Genomic DNA, 19,376 nt, shown 5'->3' with positions numbered 1-19,376 from the left:
ACAAATGATCCCGTCCGCTAAACTGTTCACCCCCTACTTGTAGAAATATGTTTGAGGCTGGTTGGGACTGAGATCTCGTATAACAAGCGAAGCTATAATACTACTTGGAGGAAATAGGGATACTGGTGAATTTATCAGAGGAGGAGAAAGAATGAACCCAGTTGTGGGTATAGATATAGCCAAAGAAGAAAGTGAAGTACAGGCTTTTTTAGATAAAGGAAAGCCGTATGGAACAAGTTTTTCGATTAAGCATAATCGTGAAGAGTTGGAGAAGTTTATCTATTTCTTAGAAGAAATGAAGGAAACAACTGGGCAGATGCCTGTGGTTATATTGGAATCAACAGGACATTATCATACCCCAGTTGTTCAATGCTTAGAAGAGAATGACATACTTTATATCTTATTGAATCCAATCATTTCTCATCAAGCGAAGAAGGCCAGTTTAAGAAAGGTGAAAACTGATGCGTTTGATGCGTATCAATTATGTGTTCTCTATTATAAAGAAGAATTTGAACCTCAAAAAAGGAGAGGAATTCAACTTCTAAATATTCGGAATCTATCGAGACAACAAGAGATAATGACGAATATGTATGTGGAGGCAAAATTGCATTTCCATACGATTTTAGATCAGGTTTTCCCTGAATATAGAAAGGTTTTTGGGGATCTATTTTCGAAAGTATCTTTATCGGTATTAAAGGAATACCCTACCTCGGAGAAGGTTCTAAGGGCTAGCAAGGAAGAGCTAGAAGATAGGATACGAGAACATTGTCCCAGTCGGTCTGTACAGTGGGCCAAAGAAAAGGCAAGAAAGCTCATTCATTCAGCTTCTCAAAATCCTTTTCAGAAAGTGCGATATGAAAGCCATCTTATCAATCTTAGTATGTATATCGATATTTTATTTCACTACCAAGGACACCTTACGGATTTAGAGAGCCAAATGGTATCCCTGGCAAATGAAATAGAAGAATATAAGATTATCCAATCGATTCCTGGTATCGGTGAAAAGATTGCGGCAACAATCATTTCGGAGATAGGAGAAATTGATCGGTTTAATCACCCTAAAAAGTTAGTGGCCTTCGCTGGAGTAGATCCCAGTGTCTATTCATCTGGTAAGTTTACTGCGAACATAAATCGTATAACCAAACGAGGATCCAGTAGGCTAAGGCATAGTTTGTATTTAGCTGTTTTATGTGGGATAAGAGGCTCTAGAAATAAAAAGCTCAAAGAGTTCTATGATAGAAAACGTTCAGAAGGAAAACCTTCAAAAGTTGCCATTGTAGCTTGTATCAACAAGCTGCTTCACTGGATTTATGCTTTATTGAAAAAGAACGAGAATTTCCTAGATTTAGCTTAGGAAATGATATTTATCCAACATAAGAAAAACCTTCCAAAAAGAAACTGGAGGGTTATTTGGCATACCCAAAAACAGTATAGCATATAAAAAAATGAAATATACAGAGAGATATTGACAACCTATTAGCTGGTTTAGCTCAAGAACGATATGGTATATTATGGTTAGTGAAATGATGATTGGGTTTATTAAACGTCATTAGAACATCTAAAAGGGAGGTTTTTATATGAATGGTAGCAAGCGATTTCAACTATACTTTGCTGGTTTCTTTGCTGTGTTTCCTATAACTTTTATCGTTAGTTCTATTTTTTGGAGAGCAGTAATTCTAAATAAAGAATTTGCAATGGTAGCAACAGATGCCTTCTCTATATTAGGTATATACTACTTAATCATTAGTATAATTTTTATATTTTTATATATGGAGAATATAAAGTCTTCAATATCCTAGAACTGAGAGTAAGACCGTCATTTTGACGCTTCTTCTTATTCCACAAACGGGGCAGGTTAGCGGAAGAAGGATAAAGACCTTTGAAAGTCGAATAAATATAGGAAACACGGCTAAAGGGGTGTAATGACACCGAAATGAGAAAATTAATTATTATACTAAATACCAAATTAAATACACCACAAATCATCTTTTCATCTGCATTTGTTGCTACAATACTTACTGTTGTAGATTCTTTTGTAGAATGGGATAAGTCAATATATGCGGGTCTTTTTGCAGGCATAATGACTCTTGTTGGTACAGTATTTGCTAAAATGATTTTTAAAGATGAGAATTAGAAACAGATACGATTGCTGAAAAGGAGCAGTCGCTTTTTTTACTAACGGGGCAGGTTAGTTGAATAAAGAGGATTTAAAGGAAAGGGTGTTATAAAAGGTGGACTTGTTATTCTGGATAGCTATTGGTTTCATAATAATCGGATTTGTTGTTCTCGCTTCTATGAAAAAAGGTATGGAAAGTAAGGTCGCTTTTATAAAAGCAAATATGGAAGACGAGGAAAGTTCAAAGGCTAAAGCAAAATCGGTAATTTGGTGGATAGTGAGTATCACAGCTTGGGGAATAGTGAGTATGAATCTTGTGGTTTGGTGTTTTAAGAATTACGTTGGATAACTATTAGTTTCAAATGTATTTAAACTAACGGAGCCGTTGTTTCAGGAATGATTAATGCTCTTTTATATTGAACTTCTTATGGAAGTAAAGGGGCAGGTTAGCGGAAGAGGGAATAATGCCTATTTCTATTGAATTACTTATTGTGAAAAGGGAAGTAAGTGCAAGTTCTTTAATAGGAGGCAAATATGAAAGTATATGGAGATCTATTTTGTCTAAGTAAACTCCCTTTTAATGGCTTCATATTCTTCTTTTGAGGTTAATAAGGAATACTTGAACAAAATATCTGCTTCGCTCAAATTACCAGCTAACAACGCCTCTTTGATTTTCTCAATTTCCTGTTTCTTTAGCCGCTCATTATATATTTCTTCAATTTCTTTCAGAAAACATTATTCATTTTAAATCCCACCTATATTGTCTTTGTCTACTTTGATTATGAAAATTTTAATTAAAACCGTGACAGTAGCTTTCATTTTATTCTGCTTTTTTCAATACACTTTTTGTAGGTTATGCAACTTGCATACTCAGCAAGAAAGGCAAAGAAAAACTCCCCCGCGCCTCAGAAACATAAGGGGAGTTCTTCTAAGAAGAAATAATTCTTGTTGAACACTACCTCGTACAGTAGTTGTGCCAGGGAGTTACAGCTCCTTGGCTTTTTCTATTTTATCACTATATGTTAATTATAAACCCTAAGTCATACTAATTTAATCAAAAGGCTGTATTTGTAAAGATTGTTGATTTTGAATAAAAAGGGAAGCTGCTACCCACTTAGGTACAAATGGATTGGGTATGCCTTCTTGAACAAACGGGGCAGGTTAGCGGAAGAAGGATTAATAATAAAATAAGGGCTATCCTACTTTATGGGACAGCCTCTTTGTCTTTTATTTATTTTTTAAACCAACTGCATAGATTGGACCGTTTAAGTTGAGAGTTGTTAGAATATGGGCCATTTCTTGGGGTGATTCTTTTCTCCCATTTTGAATCCATTTCTGAATTACACCCATATGAGCCGAAGCTATATAGGAAGATAGGTAAATTGGTGGAACGAGACAATCTTCCTCTTTGAAGAACGAAGTTTTGTTAATTAAAGTATTCCACAAATAATTTTTTATTTGATCTTGAAAGGATAAACCTCCATTTAGGTTTAACATAACCTTCATTAAAGATGCATTTTTGTTTATGTATTCAAAAAGTGCAATAGATAAATCGAATGGGGTTGTAGGATGTTTCGATTTGTATTTTGTAACTATATCAGGAAAACCTTCTTTCACAATGAGAGAGAGATCTGTCATTATTTCTTCTTGCCATTTTGTAATCAATTCATACTTGTCTTGGTAGTGTGCATAAAAGGTTCCCCGATTAATCTTAGCTCTAGTGGTAATGTCTTTGACCGTAATCGTTTCAAAACTTTTTTCTTCCATTAGTTCTATTAACGCATCACGTATAGATTCTTTTGTACGAATAATACGTAAATCAGTCTTGTTTTCCTGTAACATATTTTCCTCCTTAAATTTTAACAAACACTTAAAAGTAATGTGTTGGATAACCAACATATCCTTATTTTATGATTGTTGAATGCCATACAATGGGAACATATAATAAATCTATAAATAAACAACAGGTTGTTCGTTATTATACTTTAGATTTAGATGAAGATAAATAATAAATAGCTTTAGTTAGTAATGAGGAGGGAACTAGAAGTGAATTTTTATAGAAAAAACTGGTATTATATCGGAGGAATATTATTTGTATTATTAGCGTTTGTCATTGGAATCTACGGAGAAGATATTGACCCATTAAGAAAGATTTTAACTTTAAGTTTTATGGCATTATTAGTACACCAATTTGAGGAATATGCTCTTCCAGGTGGATTCCCTGCAATTTGGAATATAGCAGTATCAGGAGAAAAGGATGCTCCCAATCGATATCCATTGAATGCACAAAGTAGTTTATTTGTTAATACATTTTTTGCGTACACTTTTTACATCTTGCCAATTATTTTTCCTGAATGGTATTGGTTAGGAATACTGACAATTATGTTTGGTTTTGCACAATTTATCGTACACGGTATTCTAATAAATCGTAAATTAAAATCCTTTTATAATCCTGGACTCGGTGCAGTGATTTTTCTTCACATTCCAATAGGTATATATTACTTATGGTATCTACAAGCAAATGTTTCTGTGGATACTTGGCATTGGTGGGTTGGAACTCTTTGTTTACCGATTGGTGCACTTGTGATGGTTCAACTTCCAATACAGATCTTTAAAGACAAAAACTCTCCTTATCCTTGGTCACAAGCAGAAATGGACCGATACTCTGTAAAGGAAAAACTAGATAAAATAAAGAGGTAATATTTATTGCGTTAGCACAATATTGCTATTCCTAAGATTAAGACTGCTCATTAGCAGTCTTTTTTTTTGCAACAAACGGGGTCATTGATCTAAGAAGGATTAATGCCCTTTTTTCTTCTAGTTTAGGTGCAGTTTAAGGACTTGTTACATATGTGAAAGATTGTTTATGATTGTGGAATTACCTTTTGGTATTTCCAATTAAACGTACTTATACAAACTGGGGTAATAGCAGAAAATCAAGGCTGTCAAATTGACGGTCTTTTCTTATGCGGAAAAAGGGGCAGTTTAGTTCAATATAACAATGGATATATAGAATAAAATACAGTAAGTATATTTTCCTCTGCTGAGTTAACTTTGATGACAGTCGGAAGTTACTTTTATCATTTAGTTAGGATATAAGAATTGGAGGTAAAAAATGAATTCGGGAATAAAAACCAGTCACTATGGTGAAAAACGAGATCTTAATTTAAACGAAGAAGAAACCAAAGCAGTTAAACTGATATTTGAGATGTTAGAATACACTGTCATTAATTTAGGAAAACTTGAAGTTACTAGAAAGAGTGACAGCTATACGACTATTGTTTTACGTGGGAATGATTGGGATTTTGATTTTGTAAGATTCAAGTTTACAAATAGAACTAAATGGATCGCTTTAAACCTTTCGAAGACAGACCGTACAGCTTATAAAAATGATGCACTCTTTGAAGATCAGAAAATGAAAAGCCAGATACAATGGAAATCAGTATTGCAGAGTATAGAGGATTTACCAAAGTATAAAAATTTAATGGTCAACTCATATAGTGAGTGTATAAATCGAGAAAAAAATAATTTCAACTAAAATAAAACTGATTATCGCAAAGGCTATCATCAAAAGGGTGATGAAAATTTTTGGGCTCTGTTAAATTTTTAAAATTTGTGTATAGCCCATATACAGCTAACATTGGTATTGATCCAAGAAGGATTAATGCCTTTTTTTGTTGAAGTTCTTATGGAAGTAAAGGGGCAGTTTAGCTTTAATAAGAAATTATTAGAAAATAGTTGAATTACTTTTCTAGTTTTTTGCTTTTAATTGTTATTAAAATTACGTATACAATTGATTACTTAGTATCAATTTATAGGGACAATAAGACATTTTTGGAATAAATGTCTTATTGTCCTTTTACATTACATTTCTTTAGAAAATTTATTTAAATAAAAGATGAACACACCGTACACAAGTAAGTAAGCAAAGACTAGTAAAAGGATAATTGACAAGTCTGCATTCAGGAAAACAAAAATTAGCATTAGTATTGTTAATATATAACCCATTGCATCAAAACCTTTTGCCTTTGCTTTATTATTAATAGCAATATTTCTTTCGTCTTTTTCTTCTATTGAAACTCTTCGTTTGTATTCTGGATTTTTTTCAGCTATCACAATGACAATTATTTGAGCCACACTAAGACCAAATAGTCCAGCTCCAATCCCGATAAGAAGTCCAGGTATCGTATCTCCTGTAAATGCAAACTTTCCAACAGCAACAAGGATTGCTGCTATAACCGTTAGAGCTGCATATAATTTTATCTTTTTATTTTTCATCTTCTCCACTCTCCTCATAAATAAAAATGTCTTCAATACGGACGTTAAAAAGTCGAGCAATTTTAAAAGCTAAAATGATAGAGGGATTATATCGACCGTTTTCAAGTGAACCAATTGTTTGGCGAGAGACTTCTAAGCGATCTGCTAACTCCTCTTGTTTGATACCGTACTTCCTTCTAAACTCAGCAAGTCTATTTTTCATCCCTCATCCTCCTTACTGGATGGAAAGTTAACTTTCCATCCAATTTATTATATTTCAAAATTTCCTGTTATGTAAAGTCTACTTTCCATAACGAAAAGTAAGTTTAGGCTAAACTCTACCCGATTTACTTTAACTCACAAAGGCATTTTTATAATATAAGGGACTGTGATAAGCTTTTTTTTGTTATGTAGCTAACGGGGGCTTTAGTTCAATATGACAATAAAATAAACAGAACTCCAAGCTTATGGAAGTTCTGTTTTTCTTTGAATACATAATCAACAATAAACTTTAACAAAGCCAAAAATATAAAAAAGAATTTCGCTACATTGCGAAATTCTTTTTGTTCCTTCCATATTAGATTACGCTCCTTGTTTAGATAAATAAGCCTCCTCAAACCGCATAGCCGCCGAAACTTGGATATCTGGAAGTACGTGTGAATATGTATCCAATGTTATTCCGATTCGGCTATGGCCTAATCTTTCTGACACCACTTTAGGATTTTCTCCATTTTTTAACATTAGCGTTGCGTGTAAATGTCTTAAATCGTGGAGTGTGATTTTCGGTAGCGAAGCTGATTTAATTATGCGATTAAATTCCCTTAATAGATTGTTAGGATCTTTGAAGGTTCCCTTACTATTACAGAACACTAAATCTTCTAAATTGAAATGCCCCTGATACGCCTGAATAACTTCTTGTTGTGTCTCATAATGCTTTCTCAATACATCCCGCACATATGTTGAAATGGAAATCTGGCGATTAGAGTTTGCTGTTTTTAGATTTTTTAAAACTAATCCCTCCCCAATAATCCTGCATAAACTTCGTTTAATGTGCAATTTTCCTTTATCAAAATCTACATCACACCATTTTAATCCTAACAATTCTCCTTTTCTTATACCTGTGGTAATAAGAAGCAAATACAGGGCATAATCATCACTACTCTCTATCAAACTAAGAAATCTCTTAAACTCTCCTTCACTCCACACAATCCTCTCTTTTTTCACCACCTTTGGGGGTGTTGCGTATACTACAGGGTTATTCCGTAGATAAGACCATTTAACAGCTTGCGAAAACGCTCGATTTAATAGGTTATGTAATTCCCGAACCGTCTTACCTGATAATCCCTCTCCGAGTTTTTTACTATAAAAAATATCTATCATTCTTGATGTGATTTGATTTAACCTCTTATCTCCAAAGTAAGGAATAATATGATTTTTAATTAAAGGCCATCGGTTTTGAGCAGTAGTCTTTTCAACATTTCTACAATAAAATTCAAACCACTCTTTTATAAATTCAGAAAATGTTTTTTTATTTGGCTTTACATAAGTGCCTTCTTCAAGCTCTATCCTTATTCTAGCTAAACAATTTGCAGCTTCTTTCTTTGTCTTAAAACCACTTTCAAAAGGTTGAACCCTTATTCCATAAGCATCATAGCCTGATGTTCTAAAATAATAAGTATTTGTCTTCACATTTTTCTTGATTATTGAATTCATTAAAACCAACAACTCCATATATAATTTCAATTGCCTTCACAGGTATAGATTTCCTTTATCTACTTTATAAAACCTTCTGCAAAAGAATCATAGGAATTATATTTTTTTGTTTTCTTAAAATTCAAGGGGTAGGAGATAAAATTAAAATTTTTTTCAAAAATATTTCTGAAGCACTTACCGTATTGGAAGTAATAGTCCCTCATACACCGATTGCTTAAAAGGTATTTAGCTGGTTATTTATCAAGTTGCATATAGAGCATTTCATTAATAAAAAAACAATGGTTACTTAAGTTAATCTGTTTAACCTCTTTTTTTAGTTGTATATTTTTCGGTAATCTGGCAAGACTATAAATATATAGTTCGGCAATATACTCCGCACAGAATCCTCTGCGTTGTATGTTACCGTACAAAACGGTTCGAAAACCCTTGATATCAAAGGATTTACCTTATTAAGCTTACTGAGAAAAATAAAAAGCGATAATCTTTTCGGCAATCTAACAAAAAGCTCTTTATACACTTCGGTAATCCACCAAGTGCCTCTATCAATATTTTTAAGTGCTACCGTTTAAAAGGGCAAAGAAAAACACTTATTGCTAAGTGTTCGCTTCTTTAAGTATTGAATTATAATAATTGTCCAATGCAGCATACGGGGCCATTTGGTATTCAACAAAAAGATGATTGTCACTTTCAAAATCAACGCGTATTTCTTTAAATATTGATAAAAGGATAGTTCTCTTCTCTACACCTACCAATCGGTCAATATCTAACATAGTAAGCACGTCAGATATGCTATTCTTGCTTGGAGAGGATTTAGAGAGTAATGCGTCAACGTATTCTATAAACTGATTCACATTATAAATATTTCTCGTCAAGTTTGTCTTACTAACGGCTAATGCAAAATCCCATACACCGTATTGGTTTTTAACAGTTATATGATTGTTGAGTAATGTTTCCTTATACTCTACTTGTCTTAGCTGCTCTAATAACCGGTCCCGATGTTGTGCAATTCTTTTCTTTCTCTCATTCAATAGCTTCTGAATATGATTCTTTGCATTGAATAGGATAGCATTCCATTTCGCAGCCAGCTCTTCCATCACAACAGGGTGTATGTGTTTAACATCTAGGTTACCCCTACACAAAGGGCAACGGTATTTTAATGACTTTGATTTAGAACGCTTGGTAGTTTGGTCTTTTGCAATTAATTTTTCATTGCACCTATGACAAACCAGTATCCCTCTAAGAAGAAAAGGTGTATCGTTGTTTTTGCCATTGTCCTTATGTAGCCCTATCGTTTGATGAGTCAGATTCCACAGTTGAACACTGATAATCGCTGGATGATGATTCGCGATTAGGTCATATTCACCCCGCTTCTTTTTTCTATGTTTATTGAGATGGGTACGAATATTCCACGGTAAATGTCCTAGATATTGATCGTTATCGAGGATATAGTCGATAGTCGCACTGCTCCAATTCAAGTTCCTCGGTGAAGGAATCCCAGCATCATTTAAATATTTTGCTATTTTTTGCTGACTATGCCCCCAGGATGCTAAATAGAAGATTAATCGGACAATAGGAGCCTCTTTTTCATCAATGACCTGAGTTGTAGGTGTTCGCTTATTGTCTATTGGATTGATAAGAGGTTTGTAACCATACGGCAGTTCTGACCCCGGTCTCGAATTCCTATCTATTGAATTTTTTTGAGCATCTTTTATCCTGTTGGATTTGACGATTGATTCTTTCGCAGCACTTGCAAGATTGAAGATGGCATCCGGTTTCGTAGGATCCCACTCCTCATCCTTCTTAGTAGAAAAAAATTGAAAATGCGGCTTGTGCTTTTTTATTGGCTTATGGATATCCTCCACAAAATCAAAGAATTGCCTTGAAATCCTCGATTCTTCGTAAAAGAACATTGCCTCAATTTCTTCAGTTTCTGATAAAGCCATTTGAAAGGCAAGATTCATTGCCGGACGCTCAGTGACTGTTTTGTGATAGGCACTGACAGCATCATCAACCAAAATTTTAACAATTGTATATCCTTCTCTTTTGGCCTTTGCATAAATCTCTTCTCTTTGTGTTTCTAGAGAAGCATTTTTCTTCTGTTTAACATCAGATCTCCTAATAACCCCGATGGCTTTCCGAATTTGACCTCCCTTATTATGAGGCATTCTCAACATCTCCCTCTTTAAGATATTCGTTGAAGTAATAATCAAATTGTATATATTCTGGATGTACATTGATTTTTGAAATAAGAATTTCAACCAGAGTATTAAATTCCATTTCAATTACTTCATTGAAATCTAATTTAGAAATTTCTTGGACAAAGCGAATGTCGCTCAATCGCTCTTCAATAAGATTGATCTTATTGACAATTTGGTTATGGTTATCCCGTAAATCATTGATTTCCTTGATATTCTTTTCAGAGGAGCTTAATTCTTGAGGAGTGTAATCTAACACAAAATCAAGACACAGTTCCTCTAAATCAGCCTGTATTTGCTTTGAGCATTTCTTCAATTCTGCTAAATGTTTATTTGTCGTGGTCACTGTAATCTTTTTAATCTTGGAAGAAGAGATACGCTCGAAAACTATTCCTAGTGATTCTTTAATATCGTTCATTAATTCAGACAATCCAATAGAGACTTTATGTTTGGAACAAGTATAATTTCCAGGTGCTCCAATTACACCTTTATTAAACTTCAGCTCCTTATCACAAATACCACAATAAGGTTTAATGATTGATTGTTGTTGGGCTAAGAACATTCCCTTATTAATTTCCCGATCAAATTGTTCAATTTTGCTCTGTACTTTCTTGAATAAATCGACAGTAACCATCGGCTCTACATTCTCCAAAACCTCAAATATTCCAGACGATGTTAGGGTATGGCCGCAAAAGAAGGGATTCTGTAGAATTTCAATTATTCTTGTATCTGTCCGCTTGAGGAAAGATTTATGTTCTTTAATGATGTTATAAATGTCTTCCTTCGTATCCGCTTCAGAAAAGCTAAAAAATAGCTGATAGATTTTCTCTTTGTATTCCTTCTTTGCTATATATTTAGCTGGAGAACTCTTCGTAGCTTTAACTTTATTGTAGCCAATTAAACTAGAAGGGTTTCTCTTGCGGGCGTCAGCAAGACGTGTTCTAATTCGCTGCCCTTCAAATTGAGCCGACAATCCATACCAAACTTCCATAAGCAAATCATTGGAGAAGGGCGGGGCTTCAGAAGCAGTAAAGACTACATCAACATTGTGATGATGGATAGTAGTAACAATTCGGATATATTCATAGACATCTCTGGCTAGGCGATCCCTTTCATATACAACTACAGTAGAAACTCCGCCCTCTTGTATGAGCTTTAGCATTCTAGATAAAGCTGGTCGTTCATCCATACAAAGTTTTGTAGCAGACACATCAAAATCAACAAATTCTATAACATCATCCTCTGGAATATCCTTCAGATATTTTTCATTTGTTCCCCGTTGTAATTTAAGCTCTTGCCCACTGGAACTCGTCCTCAAATAGTGAGCCACCTTTTTATAACCAGTAATCTGCATAGCATTAGATTGTTTCATAAATTGTTCTCCTCATTTTGTATTTGTTTGTATTCAGGTGAATCCTGCAGAAAGATTCCTTTTAGCTCCGGATCATCTGGTAAATGATTGATGATTACCTTTTCCAAGATCCTAGAAAAAAGTTGAGCAGACTTTTCTGGTATCTCTTCACCATAAGTGATTCTTATTATTCTAGGTTTAGACATCTTCATTCCTCCCATTCAATTTGTATCCATTATGAACAGGTAGGAATAGTTTTATTCTTTCTATTGCTTTGTTTGCTGCGGATCCCCTGAAAGGTCAAACTTTAACTGAATCTTTAAATCTGTTAGCGATTCAGTTTTTAGTGACTTTCGCTTTATGAAAATCGGGAATGTTTTATCCCCTGGAATCTCAATATTCTTCAATTTCTTCTTCATTCAAGAAACCCCTCTCTATAGTTCTGAAATGAATAATCACTTCTCTTGAAATATCATTTGTTTCGCAAGCTGCTAATAAAGCTTCATAATCGATTGCTGTTTCTGATTCACTTTGTTGCAAAGTTTATCTCCTCACATTATTTGGTTTTTAGCTTTTGTGACTTCTGTTGAAAGAGCTTGGTGTCTACAAGGACTACCTCTCATCCTATGCTGATAAACAGCACATCTTCTTAATAACCTATTAATCTCTAATTGAATGAATTGAAAGACTTCAAAGTTTCGAGTATGCAACGGCTCAAAAGACAAATCGTCTGTATCCAGGAATGTAGTATTGTTAGAGAGACTCTCCACTACTTTCCTATAGAGAAGTAAGCTGATTTGGTGAGGTCTCAAAATTAACCATAGAAAAATGTACTGTATCTCAATCCAGTGACTTATCAATCTTTGCGTATCCATTCTTTAATCTCCCTTTAAAAATTTCGTATGAATTATATTCTGTGGATTTTTCATAAAACAACGGGAGATATAGCATTTTATTATTTTTATAAAAAATTTTATTTATTTTTATTAAACCGTTGTTTTTTCGACCAACTTGACAATATAATTCGTACGACAAAAAAAAGAGCGATTTTATTCTTATCTAGATGAAGAAATAGAATTGAAGATTTACGGTATAAAGGAGACATTAGAATGCAAAACATTAAAGATTATCCAATGGTATTAAAGGCAAGCGATATAGCGGAGATTTTAAGGGTTTCTAAACCGAAGGCATATGAAATAATGGATGAACCAACATTTCCGCTTATCAAGAAAGGACGCACTAAGCGTGTGTTGAGGGATAATTTTATGGAATGGTTAATGAAAGATAAATAGAATAAATCGAGTACAGATTGTTTAGCTATATAAAAAAACTTGAAGAAATTTTCTTCAAGTTTTTTTACCTATACATTATACAGAGCCGTTATCAATACATATACCTTCTCGAGAAAGTGTACAGATAACTTAGCTTCTTTAATCGTGACTTTAAAAGATCTAAGAATTTGCATATCAAAACAAAACCTATACTTTTGTATGCTAAGCTATTATCTTGCAGATTATTCACGTATCATTCTACTAGTATTCCACTATTAACATCGTCATCTTGTGTATCAGTGATTTCTCGCCATTTCCCAAAGGAACTATCAAATATATTTTCTACCATACTCCTCCAAGTTTCTGGAATACTAGACCATTCATCACTCCACGTTTCCTGAATGTGAATATATGCTTTTGCTGGTTTATTTGCCGATGGAGCTGAATAACCTAAGGCATCTTCTATACATTCTGAAAGCATAAATCTTTTCCCAGATGAACAAACCTCTGCGATAGGTTGGTTAAAAACAGATGCACCAGGAGTATCGGCATCTCTATCGTGTAAAACATACGGATCTATACCTGCAGCTTTTAGATATTTTATTAAAGAAATTATTGTAGCTTTTCCTCTTGCCTTAATGACTTGCCAATTATGAATTATTTCATTACGTACAGGTTCCGGCATTCTATTAATGGTTTCCCTTATTACAATATCCTCCGTGTCCCCTTCAACTATAAGTACATTTCTTGTAAAAAAAACTCTAGAAATATAATCATCAATTTTAAGTAGCATCTTAACATAACTTTTCTCATCTTCCTGAAGTTGTTTGAAAGCCGCGGAAATATTAAAAGGATTACAATTAATTTTTTCAACCTCTATATCTCTACCTTGAAAATGAATAAAAATATTGTCTGACAATAGGTTGTTAAGTATTTGATTTGGTTTTTGGCTTAAATCTATCATATATGGCGAGTGAGTAGTGCAAATTATCTGATTAAATTCATAACTAGCTAATTCATAAATAGTGTTTCTCATTTGATTGGCAGCATTAGGATGAAGATATATTTCCGGTTCTTCAAATCCAATTATTAATGGTCTTACATTTTCAATTGCTTTTCTATTTTCACGAATGGTTCTATATCTCAATAGAGCAAAAACTGCTGATCTAATTACACCAGTTCCTTGTAAGTTTACAGGTGTTAAAACATTACTTTGCATACTAATTTTAAATACTGGTTTAATATTTTTATCAGCTTCAGATAATGTCGTTTCCGCCTTAATCCCTATATCAGGAAATATGTTTCCTAATACCTTATTTAAACCTTTCATCATATCTCCAAATTCACTATCTTCATCATTAGGATCCAACTCTTTTGCTAGCAGTTCCAAATATTCTTGAGCCTTTTTAAAATTATCAGATGCATCTCTCACATCTTTAAATAGTTCAGTCAAAGTATCGTGTAAAGCACCAGAATTACCAGATAGTTCTGAAGCCTTATCTTGAGCAGGAATTAATAAAAATTTTGGGAGTTTACTTAAGACATTACCAGGGATTCCTCCTGGATTTAGAAACCAAGATTCATTTGAATCATCAAATGTATAAAGTTCTTCAATTCTTTCCAACTGTTTTTTGTGAGTCGCATTTAGCTTTTTATCATAATCAGAAATATTCGGCAACTCTTCTAGAATACTTTCTTCAAGAAGGCCAGCATTTAAATAATCGGTTATGGTTTTGCAGTCTCTAAATTCCTCTTTAATTTCTCTATTATATTCTTTCATTGCCACTTCATAGTTATTATCTGGTTTAAATGTTTTTTTAAATATTATCCTATATCCAGTCTCTTCGACACCATCAGGAACATCATACTTTAACACTCTTCCTTTAAATCCTCTCCAAGATAGACATTCTTCTGATACGTTCCTAAATTCCGCAGTAAGTACAGCTTTGTCACAAATAATCTCATTTATAGTTCCATCATCAGAGAGTTTATGGCAAAAATCTTCTTTAGGCATCTTTTTAATATCGTTTAATAAATAATTTAATGCCTGTAATATAGTGCTTTTACCTTTATTATTTTCACCTATTAAAAAAGTTGCATCTGAAAACATTATTTTGGTGTCTATGTGTCTTCTAAATCCTTGTATCCTCAAAGAATATAATTCCATTCCTATCTCCTCCATTTTATTCAATAAAATAGTAGCATACTTTATTTTCCATTAAATACCACATAATTGAAATTTGAAACATTCTAAATATTAAAATGATAATATGAAATAACAAGTATACCCTTGTATCTTCAACAAACGGGGCAGGTTAGCAGAAGAAGGAATTTTACTTATGAAAAGAGAATTAAATTACGTACAATATTTTTAGGAAGGTGTGTATTTTACTTTTTCATTATCATTTTTGAACCCTCCTACGGTGAAGAAACTAAAAATTTATACCTAGAGAATGATTTTTGTGTCTCACAGTGTATTGAAGAATATTACGGAGAATTATTTATATCCTATTTGCCTCAACTTGAAAAATTTGCAAATGATTTATGTGCATAGGAAAAAATAAAACACACCAGCTACAATGACACGGAAGGAGAGTTACTATGCTAATAAAAGAAAACATTACTTGGATTTATTATATTAACGAGGATACTAGGCTTGTTACGGAGAAGAGTGGAAAGTGGATGTATTTCTTTGACAACAGGAGTTTTGTTGAGAAGATATGTAAAAGAGCGGTAGAAAATCATATCGTTGAACAGGCAAAGCACAGCACCGCAAATACGGGGGTTGCCTGCTTTTACCTAAACTATGATGATATCGATACCCACAGAAAGATCATATCTTATTTCCTTGAGAACAACCTGATTAAAAAAACGAAAGAAGGTCGACTTTACGACATTTCATTTAAGTTAGATGAACAGACACGAGCAGGCGAATACGGGAATGACTTTCACTCGAAAATAAAACTATCAGACTTTATCGATTTGGATACTGCACAGTGGTTGGAATGAAGAAATCGGTATGTAGTTTGGTGTTTATATCTTGCTTGGTGAGTTCTCTTCCTTTATATGTGAATGCAGAAACAAAAGAGGACATAGAAGAAAAAATGGAACAATTAAAGTCAGAAATTATAGAATTAAACGAGAAAAATGAGGATATGTGCCAAGAAATTCGGGGATTCGATAGTGAAAATACTGAAGAGATAAATTTAAGTTTAGAATGTTCAAGAATCCGTGGAGAATTCATTGGTAAAGCAAAGGCATACAAAGCTCTTGAACAGAGATTAATTGAGATTGAGGATAACGAAGCAGACATCGAACGTGAAATAGAAATGGCAGAAAAGCAAAAACAAGATGAAGTAGAAAAAGAAAATAGAGAAGAAAAAAGATTATATAAGTTAATTGGTATGATTTTTGTTGGCTTATTGTTGATAGGTGCGTTATTTCTGGGTAGCTTTTATGTGATTCTAAAAAGAATGAAAAAATAACTTTTGCTATGAAAAACTCAATATGGATTGTGAATAAATGTACTTAAAGTAACGGGTGCATTGATCCAAGGAGGATTACTGTTTTTTTGCTAAAGCTCTTATTGGATAAAAGGGCAGGTTAGTTCTATAAAGATTTTGGGTTACTGCAAGTTAGGAAACCCTTTTTGTGTTATTTAAATATTAAACGTATTCATAGAATTGGAAGGGAGTAATTATATGACTATTCTAATTGCTATTGCAGCTAGGCCTAACGATATTGGCCAAGTCCCTTATATTTTAATGGGCTCTGATTCCCTAGAAATCAATATAGAAAGAGACTTAACTGAAATAGGTAGAAATGAAAATGCAGACAAGATTTTTAAAATTAATGATAAGTTAGTTAGTATCTCAGGCCGTTTAGATCCTAGTTTCAGAAGTAGTTTCCTCGAATTCTTAAATGAAAAAGACTGTGAGCTCTCTAGTTTGCATAAGTTAGCCTATCAATATGTATATGATCATATGGATAATATAGAAATAAACAATGATGCTAAATGTGCTATTTATATTGGTTGTTGCAATAATTCAACTCCAGAATTAGTAGATATTAGAATTAAGAAGAGCGACCTATCTAATACTATTTGTACATATGAGGTAGCTGAAATTGGTCAATATATTGTAAAAACGGCAGGAAGTATAAATGTGCCTAAAGATAACGACCTCTCTGATACATTTATGAGTAGAGTAAATAAAGTGTGCCCAACAGCATCTTTACCTTGTGTTAGGAGAGAAGCTAAGGACTATTTAAAAAATGTTGCGGCAAGATATCCTGAAACTTGTAATCAAAATATTAAATTTGAAAGACTAAGGTAAAATAAAGTTAGCGATTTATTATATAAAAACTCGGTATACATTAAGGGGATAAGCATACGAGGCGTTAAAGAATCAAGGAGCTGTAATCCAGTTCCTTTTTTTATGTAGTTAACGGGGCAGGTTAGTGCAAGAAATAACAATTAGGTCTAACTGGGTAAATTGACGATGATATAGAAAAAGACACCGAAGTGTCTTATGTACTTTCAAATCAAGCTCACCGATAAATCGGAATTTATAATACTAATTGGAATAATACTCCTCATATGCATTTTCTATTCTTGTATTGTAATCTTCACTAGGATCACTATGATTTACATAATAGAACCCATCTTTATAACCAGCAAAAAAGGCATCTTTGTCATTTGTAAATACAGCATCATAGTTTCTGCCATATTCGTAATAATCTATATATTGCATTCCCTCACCATTCATTCCATAACCAGAAAACCAATGCGACCAACCTTTTTTGTAAGCATCTTTATAAACCTCGGTAGACTCTTGTTTCTCTATATTTCCGACTATAAAATTGGTATTTTTAGTTATCCCTATTAAATATCCGCCAATTCCAAAAATAAGAGCAACTATAACAACTAACAAAATTACAGATTTTCTTTGCATTATCAATTCCTCCAATACCTTGCTAAGCTTTGTCTGTCTAATTGCCTGTATAATATCACAAGTTTGTGAAGAAATGTACTTAAAGTAACTGGGCTTTAATTCTAATAATATAAAAAGAAAAACACTTGTATTATACTACACATTTCAGATTGTAGCTAAATGGGTAAGGATACAATCAAATCCTTATCCTTTTACATAAAGGAAAAAAGCAGCAAGTGAATGCTGCTTTTTATGCCGATATTATTAAATTCCACTGACCACCATACCCACCTTGCACACATTTTTGCACAGAATTAATTTTTTTAATAAACAAAACCGAACTTATTTAACAAAATGAACAACAAAACCATACGTATTTAACGTATTTTACTTATTTAACAATCCCCCTGTAGCTGGCAGCGAAGAGGTCAGGGGTTCGAATCCCCTTAGCTCCATACCGGGAAACCCTTGTGTAGCAAGGGTTTTTTCTTTTTTTACAGGAGACATCTATGCAAAGAATCGGTTGAGTTGCACAACTAGTGCACAATTTGTTAACTAGGCGTTTGACCTTAGAACTTCAAAGCGGACCTCCATAACAATTATGAGTGAAGATGTACTACTGTATAGTTAGAATTTATTAAGTTATTTTCTATTACAGCCATAATGATCAGCGAGTACATTTCCATTCCCCCAAATAACATAAAAAACAATTAATAATGATTTGTTAAGGAGCTACAGTCGTTGCTCCTTTTTCTTCTGCTTGAAAGAAGGTTTCTGAGAGTCAAATTCAGAATACAGGTTTTAACTCCTAAGACTTTCTAAGCACTTAAAAAAAGACCTTAATTTAAGTTAAGGTCTAAAATTACATATCCATATCCTCATTTATAAATAATTCATCTACTGTTGTATCTAATACAGCAGCTATACTAAAAGCCAATTGTAATGTAGGGTCATATTTATCGTTTTCAATCGCATTTATCGTTTGTCGTGATACATTGCAAAGTTTAGCAAGTTCTTCTTGAGATAGCTTTGCTGATTTTCTTAATTCTCTAATATGATTTTTCAACTTAACCACCATATTTCTTTTTGCAAAATAGTAGTGAGATTAAATACACTAAAGAAATACCTATAAGAGCAGTAAATGGATTTATGCCTTCGTAAGTATTGTCTGTCCAGAAAGTTACATAAATAGATTCAACAAGATTAATCAATAAATATCCAATAACACCTGCAAATGCAAACGACTGAGCTTTCATCTTAATAAAATCTTTTCTTTCATCACCCAGTTGAGGTAATGACACAAGAGTAACGATGATGAGTAAAACACAAATTGCTAAAATCACAAACAACAGCAAGATAGCTAACCAATCCATTAATGACAGCTCCTTTGAAAATGTAAAAACCTTTTGACATTTTTATTGTATCCATACTCATCATAAATGTCAAAAAGTTTTTACATATCGGACTTCTAAATAATATAAATTATTCAAAGGCAGTAATCTAATGTATCTCACTTCTATAGGTTAACTCCCTGCTATCATC

At 33.2% G+C, this 19,376-nt stretch carries 22 protein-coding genes; 9 read left to right on the top strand and 13 right to left on the bottom strand.

The window, feature by feature from the left end; genetic code table 11:
* The first annotated feature begins 151 nt into the window (after positions 1 to 151).
* The 3 genes from AC4G3N_RS12545 (at position 152) to AC4G3N_RS12535 (ending at position 2,465) form a co-directional block, all read left to right on the top strand.
* Positions 152 to 1,354, top strand: a complete 1,203-nt coding sequence (locus AC4G3N_RS12545) for an IS110 family RNA-guided transposase (RefSeq protein ID WP_491089503.1) — start codon at positions 152 to 154, stop codon at positions 1,352 to 1,354.
* A gap of 579 nt (positions 1,355 to 1,933) precedes the next feature.
* A complete protein-coding gene (locus tag AC4G3N_RS12540) occupies positions 1,934 to 2,134 on the top strand; it encodes a hypothetical protein (RefSeq protein ID WP_491090289.1) in 201 nt (66 codons plus the stop codon).
* Between the two features lie 97 nt (positions 2,135 to 2,231).
* On the top strand, positions 2,232 to 2,465 hold the full coding sequence (locus AC4G3N_RS12535; RefSeq protein ID WP_490558787.1) for a hypothetical protein: 234 nt from the start codon (positions 2,232 to 2,234) through the stop codon (positions 2,463 to 2,465).
* 878 nt (positions 2,466 to 3,343) lie between these two features.
* Here the strand turns inward: AC4G3N_RS12535 and AC4G3N_RS12530 are convergent.
* The gene (locus tag AC4G3N_RS12530; RefSeq protein ID WP_491090288.1) at positions 3,344 to 3,958 is read right to left on the bottom strand and encodes a TetR/AcrR family transcriptional regulator; all 615 of its coding nucleotides are present in this window, start codon (positions 3,956 to 3,958) and stop codon (positions 3,344 to 3,346) included.
* A 204-nt stretch (positions 3,959 to 4,162) separates the two neighbouring features.
* Here AC4G3N_RS12530 and AC4G3N_RS12525 point away from each other — a divergent pair, with 204 nt between their 5' ends.
* The gene (locus AC4G3N_RS12525; RefSeq protein WP_491090287.1) at positions 4,163 to 4,816 is read left to right on the top strand and encodes an HXXEE domain-containing protein; all 654 of its coding nucleotides are present in this window, start codon (positions 4,163 to 4,165) and stop codon (positions 4,814 to 4,816) included.
* 415 nt (positions 4,817 to 5,231) lie between these two features.
* Positions 5,232 to 5,654, top strand: a complete 423-nt coding sequence (locus AC4G3N_RS12520; protein ID WP_491090286.1) for a hypothetical protein — start codon at positions 5,232 to 5,234, stop codon at positions 5,652 to 5,654.
* A 326-nt stretch (positions 5,655 to 5,980) separates the two neighbouring features.
* Here AC4G3N_RS12520 and AC4G3N_RS12515 read toward each other — a convergent pair whose 3' ends face one another.
* The 8 genes from AC4G3N_RS12515 to AC4G3N_RS12480 form a co-directional block, all read right to left on the bottom strand.
* Positions 5,981 to 6,394, bottom strand: a complete 414-nt coding sequence (locus tag AC4G3N_RS12515; protein WP_491090285.1) for a DUF6442 family protein — start codon at positions 6,392 to 6,394, stop codon at positions 5,981 to 5,983.
* A complete protein-coding gene (locus AC4G3N_RS12510; RefSeq protein ID WP_491090284.1) occupies positions 6,384 to 6,596 on the bottom strand; it encodes a helix-turn-helix transcriptional regulator in 213 nt (70 codons plus the stop codon). Before AC4G3N_RS12510 ends, AC4G3N_RS12515 begins: the two co-directional genes overlap by 11 nt.
* Positions 6,597 to 6,955: 359 nt before the next feature.
* Positions 6,956 to 8,086 (bottom strand): site-specific integrase, encoded by a 1,131-nt coding sequence (locus tag AC4G3N_RS12505; RefSeq protein WP_491090283.1) that lies wholly within the window; start codon positions 8,084 to 8,086, stop codon positions 6,956 to 6,958.
* Positions 8,087 to 8,679: 593 nt separating this feature from the next.
* Entirely contained in the window at positions 8,680 to 10,251 is a 1,572-nt protein-coding gene (locus AC4G3N_RS12500) for a recombinase family protein (protein ID WP_491090282.1), read from the bottom strand.
* Complete coding sequence (locus tag AC4G3N_RS12495; protein WP_491090281.1) at positions 10,241 to 11,653, bottom strand: recombinase family protein; 1,413 nt, start codon at positions 11,651 to 11,653, stop codon at positions 10,241 to 10,243. The genes AC4G3N_RS12500 and AC4G3N_RS12495 overlap by 11 nt, the downstream gene beginning before the upstream one ends.
* A complete protein-coding gene (locus tag AC4G3N_RS12490; RefSeq protein ID WP_491090280.1) occupies positions 11,650 to 11,838 on the bottom strand; it encodes a hypothetical protein in 189 nt (62 codons plus the stop codon). The genes AC4G3N_RS12495 and AC4G3N_RS12490 overlap by 4 nt, the downstream gene beginning before the upstream one ends.
* 60 nt (positions 11,839 to 11,898) lie before the next feature.
* Positions 11,899 to 12,051: a hypothetical protein gene (locus tag AC4G3N_RS12485; RefSeq protein WP_491090279.1), complete on the bottom strand. Its 153-nt coding sequence runs from the start codon at positions 12,049 to 12,051 to the stop codon at positions 11,899 to 11,901.
* Entirely contained in the window at positions 12,026 to 12,172 is a 147-nt protein-coding gene (locus AC4G3N_RS12480) for a hypothetical protein (protein WP_491090278.1), read from the bottom strand. Before AC4G3N_RS12480 ends, AC4G3N_RS12485 begins: the two co-directional genes overlap by 26 nt.
* Before the next feature lie 569 nt (positions 12,173 to 12,741).
* Between AC4G3N_RS12480 and AC4G3N_RS12475 the strand changes: the two genes are divergently transcribed.
* On the top strand, positions 12,742 to 12,924 hold the full coding sequence (locus tag AC4G3N_RS12475; RefSeq protein ID WP_491090277.1) for a helix-turn-helix domain-containing protein: 183 nt from the start codon (positions 12,742 to 12,744) through the stop codon (positions 12,922 to 12,924).
* Positions 12,925 to 13,156: 232 nt separating this feature from the next.
* Here AC4G3N_RS12475 and AC4G3N_RS12470 read toward each other — a convergent pair whose 3' ends face one another.
* Positions 13,157 to 15,070 (bottom strand): AAA family ATPase, encoded by a 1,914-nt coding sequence (locus AC4G3N_RS12470; RefSeq protein ID WP_491090276.1) that lies wholly within the window; start codon positions 15,068 to 15,070, stop codon positions 13,157 to 13,159.
* 434 nt (positions 15,071 to 15,504) lie between these two features.
* On the opposite strand from AC4G3N_RS12470, the gene AC4G3N_RS12465 reads away from it, so the two are divergent.
* The 3 genes from AC4G3N_RS12465 to AC4G3N_RS12455 all read left to right on the top strand — a co-directional run bounded on the left by AC4G3N_RS12465 (position 15,505) and on the right by AC4G3N_RS12455 (position 17,237).
* Positions 15,505 to 15,912: a hypothetical protein gene (locus tag AC4G3N_RS12465; protein WP_491090275.1), complete on the top strand. Its 408-nt coding sequence runs from the start codon at positions 15,505 to 15,507 to the stop codon at positions 15,910 to 15,912.
* On the top strand, positions 15,909 to 16,388 hold the full coding sequence (locus AC4G3N_RS12460; RefSeq protein WP_491090274.1) for a hypothetical protein: 480 nt from the start codon (positions 15,909 to 15,911) through the stop codon (positions 16,386 to 16,388). The genes AC4G3N_RS12465 and AC4G3N_RS12460 overlap by 4 nt, the downstream gene beginning before the upstream one ends.
* A gap of 216 nt (positions 16,389 to 16,604) precedes the next feature.
* Positions 16,605 to 17,237: a hypothetical protein gene (locus tag AC4G3N_RS12455; protein WP_491090273.1), complete on the top strand. Its 633-nt coding sequence runs from the start codon at positions 16,605 to 16,607 to the stop codon at positions 17,235 to 17,237.
* Between the two features lie 240 nt (positions 17,238 to 17,477).
* On the opposite strand, the gene AC4G3N_RS12450 is transcribed toward AC4G3N_RS12455, so the two are convergent.
* The 3 genes from AC4G3N_RS12450 to AC4G3N_RS12440 all read right to left on the bottom strand — a co-directional run bounded on the left by AC4G3N_RS12450 (position 17,478) and on the right by AC4G3N_RS12440 (position 19,207).
* Complete coding sequence (locus tag AC4G3N_RS12450; protein ID WP_491090272.1) at positions 17,478 to 17,855, bottom strand: hypothetical protein; 378 nt, start codon at positions 17,853 to 17,855, stop codon at positions 17,478 to 17,480.
* Positions 17,856 to 18,696: 841 nt separating this feature from the next.
* Complete coding sequence (locus AC4G3N_RS12445) at positions 18,697 to 18,900, bottom strand: helix-turn-helix transcriptional regulator (RefSeq protein WP_066106817.1); 204 nt, start codon at positions 18,898 to 18,900, stop codon at positions 18,697 to 18,699.
* A 1-nt stretch (position 18,901) separates the two neighbouring features.
* Complete coding sequence (locus AC4G3N_RS12440; RefSeq protein ID WP_066106813.1) at positions 18,902 to 19,207, bottom strand: hypothetical protein; 306 nt, start codon at positions 19,205 to 19,207, stop codon at positions 18,902 to 18,904.
* Positions 19,208 to 19,376 lie beyond the last annotated feature (169 nt).

This window comes from Bacillus sp. z50, assembly GCF_058313585.1.
The sequence above is the reverse complement of the archived record's forward strand: the minus strand, read 5'-3'. Positions and strand labels throughout refer to the sequence as shown.

Bases quoted from the DNA above. Each gene is read 5' to 3' on its own strand.
- AC4G3N_RS12540 (WP_491090289.1), top strand. From the start codon at position 1,934: ATGAGAAAATTAATTATTATACTAAATACCAAATTAAATACACCACAA.
- AC4G3N_RS12515 (WP_491090285.1), bottom strand. From the start codon at position 6,394: ATGAAAAATAAAAAGATAAAATTATATGCAGCTCTAACGGTTATAGCA.
- AC4G3N_RS12545 (WP_491089503.1), top strand. From the start codon at position 152: ATGAACCCAGTTGTGGGTATAGATATAGCCAAAGAAGAAAGTGAAGTA.
- AC4G3N_RS12460 (WP_491090274.1), top strand. From the start codon at position 15,909: ATGAAGAAATCGGTATGTAGTTTGGTGTTTATATCTTGCTTGGTGAGT.
- AC4G3N_RS12510 (WP_491090284.1), bottom strand. From the start codon at position 6,596: ATGAAAAATAGACTTGCTGAGTTTAGAAGGAAGTACGGTATCAAACAA.
- AC4G3N_RS12520 (WP_491090286.1), top strand. From the start codon at position 5,232: ATGAATTCGGGAATAAAAACCAGTCACTATGGTGAAAAACGAGATCTT.
- AC4G3N_RS12530 (WP_491090288.1), bottom strand. From the start codon at position 3,958: ATGTTACAGGAAAACAAGACTGATTTACGTATTATTCGTACAAAAGAA.
- AC4G3N_RS12470 (WP_491090276.1), bottom strand. From the start codon at position 15,070: ATGGAATTATATTCTTTGAGGATACAAGGATTTAGAAGACACATAGAC.
- AC4G3N_RS12495 (WP_491090281.1), bottom strand. From the start codon at position 11,653: ATGAAACAATCTAATGCTATGCAGATTACTGGTTATAAAAAGGTGGCT.
- AC4G3N_RS12490 (WP_491090280.1), bottom strand. From the start codon at position 11,838: ATGTCTAAACCTAGAATAATAAGAATCACTTATGGTGAAGAGATACCA.
- AC4G3N_RS12455 (WP_491090273.1), top strand. From the start codon at position 16,605: ATGACTATTCTAATTGCTATTGCAGCTAGGCCTAACGATATTGGCCAA.
- AC4G3N_RS12505 (WP_491090283.1), bottom strand. From the start codon at position 8,086: ATGAATTCAATAATCAAGAAAAATGTGAAGACAAATACTTATTATTTT.
- AC4G3N_RS12485 (WP_491090279.1), bottom strand. From the start codon at position 12,051: ATGAAGAAGAAATTGAAGAATATTGAGATTCCAGGGGATAAAACATTC.
- AC4G3N_RS12475 (WP_491090277.1), top strand. From the start codon at position 12,742: ATGCAAAACATTAAAGATTATCCAATGGTATTAAAGGCAAGCGATATA.
- AC4G3N_RS12500 (WP_491090282.1), bottom strand. From the start codon at position 10,251: ATGCCTCATAATAAGGGAGGTCAAATTCGGAAAGCCATCGGGGTTATT.
- AC4G3N_RS12440 (WP_066106813.1), bottom strand. From the start codon at position 19,207: ATGGATTGGTTAGCTATCTTGCTGTTGTTTGTGATTTTAGCAATTTGT.
- AC4G3N_RS12465 (WP_491090275.1), top strand. From the start codon at position 15,505: ATGCTAATAAAAGAAAACATTACTTGGATTTATTATATTAACGAGGAT.
- AC4G3N_RS12450 (WP_491090272.1), bottom strand. From the start codon at position 17,855: ATGCAAAGAAAATCTGTAATTTTGTTAGTTGTTATAGTTGCTCTTATT.